Annotated in this window: 4 protein-coding genes; all 4 read left to right on the top strand. The window is 70.7% G+C overall.

Annotated features, from left to right (window positions below; genetic code table 11):
• On the top strand, positions 1 to 200 hold a 200-nt coding region (locus tag STRAU_RS40195), incomplete at its 5' end, for an adenosylcobinamide-GDP ribazoletransferase (protein WP_078621214.1).
• 102 nt (positions 201 to 302) lie between these two features.
• The gene (locus tag STRAU_RS14760) at positions 303 to 1877 is read left to right on the top strand and encodes a leucyl aminopeptidase (RefSeq protein ID WP_016641127.1); all 1575 of its coding nucleotides are present in this window, start codon (positions 303 to 305) and stop codon (positions 1875 to 1877) included.
• 345 nt (positions 1878 to 2222) lie between these two features.
• Positions 2223 to 3611, top strand: coding sequence for a dihydrolipoyl dehydrogenase (gene lpdA, locus STRAU_RS14755; RefSeq protein ID WP_016641125.1), 1389 nt, complete (start codon positions 2223 to 2225; stop codon positions 3609 to 3611).
• Between the two features lie 60 nt (positions 3612 to 3671).
• The coding region (locus STRAU_RS14750; RefSeq protein ID WP_037659493.1) for a biotin/lipoyl-containing protein at positions 3672 to 3968 on the top strand (297 nt) is incomplete at its 3' end.

The following is a 3968-nucleotide window of genomic DNA, read 5'->3' as shown; positions in this document are numbered from 1 at the left end:
CGGCGGGCCTGCCCGGCGGCGCGCCCCGCATGATCCAGTACGCCGCCGCGGTCCTGCTGGCCTGCGCCGCGGCCCACCTGCTCCTGCGCCATTGTCTGCGCCGCTTCGGCGGCGTCACCGGCGACGTCTTCGGCGGACTCGCCGAAACCGCCGCCACCACCGTCCTCCTTGTGCTCACGCTCGGCCACCACGCACAGTGAGGCGCACCGCAACACTTGCGGGCGTAGGCTCGCGACGGGCTCACCACCCAAAAGCCCGCAAGAACTCAAGAAAACCTCCAAAGAAAGAGGGACTTCAGCACCGTGACTGCTCTGACTCTCAGCACCGCCGCCGCGCCCGGCCTGCGCGCCGACGCGATCGTCGTCGGTGTCGCGAAAGGCGCCAAGGGGCCGGTCGTGGCCCCCGGCGCCGAGTCCGTGGACAAGGCGTACGACGGCAAGCTCGCTTCCGTCCTGGAGACCCTCGGCGCCTCGGGCGGCGAGGGTGAGGTGACGAAGCTGCCCGCGCCGTCCGGTTTCAAGGCGCCCGTCGTCCTGGCAGTCGGCCTCGGCGCGGTCCCCGAGAAGGACGCGGCGTACGACGCCGAGGTGCTGCGCCGCGCCGCCGGTGCCGCCGCCCGGGCCCTCGCGGGCACCAAGAAGGCGGGCTTCGCGCTGCCCGTCGAGGACGCAGGACACGCGGGCGCGATCGCGGAGGGCGCGCTCCTCGGCGCGTACTCCTTCGACGCCTACAAGGGCAACGGCGCCAACGGCGCCAAGGCGGCCAAGACCGCCAAGGGCAAGGGCGGCAAGGCCGACAAGGACGAGAAGGGCGCCAAGGCGCCGCTCGCCGACGTCGCCCTGCTCGGCGCCAAGCCGCGCGACAAGGCCCACAAGGCCGCCGTCGAGCGCGCGATCGCCGTCTCCGAAGAGCTGAACCGCTGCCGCGACCTGATCAACACTCCGCCGAACGACCTCAACCCGGAGGCGTTCGCCGCGGTCGCCACCGCCGCCGCCAAGGAGCACGGCGTCAAGATCCAGGTCCTGGACGAGAAGGCGCTCGCCAAGGGCGGCTTCGGCGGCATCCTCGGCGTCGGCGTGGGCTCGGACGCCCCGCCGCGCCTGGTGAAGCTGTCGTACACGTCGGGCAAGGCCAAGAAGCACCTCGCCTTCGTCGGCAAGGGCATCACGTACGACTCGGGCGGCATCTCGCTGAAGCCCGCCGGTCACAACGAGACCATGAAGTGCGACATGAGCGGCGCCGCCGCCGTGTTCGCGGCCGTGATCTCCGCCGCGCGCCTGGGCCTCGAGGTCAACGTCACCGGCTGGCTCGCGCTCGCCGAGAACATGCCCTCCGGCTCCGCAACGCGCCCCGGCGACGTCCTGCGGATGTACAGCGGCAAGACGGTGGAGGTCCTGAACACCGACGCCGAGGGCCGTCTGGTGCTCGCCGACGCCCTCACCAAGGCGTCCGAGGAGAAGCCCGACGCGATCGTCGACGTGGCCACGCTGACCGGCGCCATGATGATGGCCCTGGGCGGCCGCACCTTCGGCATCATGGCCAACGACGACGCCTTCCGCGCCTCGGTCCACGAGATCGCGGAGGAGGTCGGCGAGCCGTCCTGGCCGATGCCGATGCCCGAGCACCTGCGCAAGGGCATGGACTCCCCCACCGCCGACATCGCCAACATGGGCGAGCGGATGGGCGGCGGCCTGGTCGCCGGTCTCTTCCTGAAGGAGTTCGTCGGCCAGGGCATCGCCTGGGCCCACCTGGACATCGCGGGCCCCGCCTACAACGAGTCCGCCCCCTTCGGCTACACCCCCAAGGGCGGCACCGGTTCCGCGGTGCGCACCCTGGTGCGCCTCGCGGAGCGCACGGCCGCGGGCGACCTGGGCTGACCGGCACGCCACGCGTACGGCCCCGGGAGGCCCTCGTCCCCGGGGCCCTGCGCGCGGACCCGCTCGTCGACGTACGAAGTAGCGTACGAAGCGGCGCCCGAAGATTTCGCTGTCAACGAAATCCGTGCCGTTCGTACGTGGCCCTGACCCCCCGCTACGGGCGATCAGCCCGCCCCACGCCCGGCCCGGCGTCCCGCCTGTCGCCGACAAGTGCGAAGATGGGTTCTCGGCAGGACAGGGCCCCCACCAAAGGGCCGAAGAAGAGCGGCCGAATACCAGCCGACCGACCGGTCGTCCCCGGTAAGAGGGGTCCGGCGCACGGCGCACATGCATGGAGGACGTGACGTGGCGAACGACGCCAGCACCGTTTTCGACCTAGTGATCCTCGGCGGCGGTAGCGGCGGTTACGCCGCGGCCCTGCGCGCCTCGCAGCTGGGTCTCGACGTCGCACTGATCGAGAAGAACAAGCTCGGCGGCACCTGCCTGCACAACGGCTGCATCCCCACGAAGGCCCTGCTGCACGCCGGCGAGATCGCCGACCAGGCGCGCGAGGCCGACCAGTTCGGCGTCAAGGCCACCTTCGAGGGCATCGACATCAAGGGCGTCCACAAGTACAAGGACGACGTGATCGCCGGCCTGTACAAGGGCCTGCAGGGCCTGGTCGCCTCGCGCAAGGTCACCTACATCGAGGGCGAGGGCCGCCTGTCGTCCCCGACCTCCGTGGACGTGAACGGCCAGCGCGTCCAGGGCCGTCACATCCTCCTGGCGACCGGCTCCGTGCCGAAGTCGCTGCCCGGCCTGGAGATCGACGGCAACCGCATCCTCTCCTCCGACCACGCGCTGGTCCTGGACCGCGTGCCGGAGTCGGCGATCGTCCTCGGCGGCGGCGTCATCGGCGTCGAGTTCGCCTCCGCCTGGAAGTCCTTCGGGACCGACGTGACCGTCGTCGAGGGCCTCAAGCACCTGGTGCCCGTCGAGGACGAGAACAGCTCCAAGCTTCTTGAGCGCGCCTTCCGCAAGCGCGGCATCAAGTTCAACCTCGGCACCTTCTTCGACAAGGCCGAGTACACCGAGAACGGCGTGCGCGTCACCCTCGCCGACGGCAAGACCTTCGAGGCCGAGGTGCTGCTCGTCGCCATCGGCCGCGGCCCGGTCTCGCAGGGCCTCGGGTACGAGGAGCAGGGCGTCGCGATGGACCGCGGCTATGTCCTGGTCGACGAGTACATGCAGACCAACGTGCCCACGATCTCGGCCGTCGGTGACCTGGTCCCGACGCTCCAGCTCGCGCACGTCGGCTTCGCCGAGGGCATCCTGGTGGCGGAGCGTCTGGCCGGTCTCAAGACCGTCCCGATCGACTACGACGGCGTGCCCCGGGTGACGTACTGCCACCCCGAGGTCGCCTCCGTGGGCATCACCGAGGCCAAGGCCAAGGAGATCTACGGCGCGGACAAGGTCGTCGCTCTGAAGTACAACCTCGCGGGCAACGGCAAGAGCAAGATCCTCAAGACCGCGGGCGAGATCAAGCTCGTCCAGGTCAAGGACGGTGCCGTGGTCGGCGTCCACATGGTCGGCGACCGCATGGGTGAGCAGGTGGGCGAGGCCCAGCTGGTCTACAACTGGGAAGCGCTGCCCGCCGAGGTGGCCCAGCTCATCCACGCCCACCCGACGCAGAACGAGGCGCTCGGCGAGGCCCACCTCGCCCTCGCCGGCAAGCCGCTGCACTCCCACGACTGAGCCTTCAGTCCCACGGGCGCGACGACCACATACGTACGTAGTTAAGGAGCAACAGAAACCATGTCGGTTTCCGTAACCCTTCCGGCGCTCGGTGAGAGCGTCACTGAAGGCACTGTCACCCGCTGGCTGAAGGCCGAGGGCGAGCGCGTCGAGGCCGACGAGCCGCTGCTCGAGGTCTCGACCGACAAGGTCGACACCGAGATCCCCTCCCCCGCCGCCGGCGTGCTCGCCTCCATCAAGGTCGCCGAGGACGAGACCGTCGAGGTCGGCGCCGAGCTGGCCGTCATCGACGACGGCTCCGGCGCCCCCGCCGAGGCTCCGGCCCCGGCCGCCGAGCCCGCTCCGGCCGCCGAGCCG

It is taken from the genome of Streptomyces aurantiacus JA 4570, assembly GCF_000414115.1.
GTDB lineage: Bacteria > Actinomycetota > Actinomycetes > Streptomycetales > Streptomycetaceae > Streptomyces > Streptomyces aurantiacus_A.
Note: the sequence above shows the minus strand (reverse complement) of the source record. Positions and strands in the feature narration are given on the sequence as shown.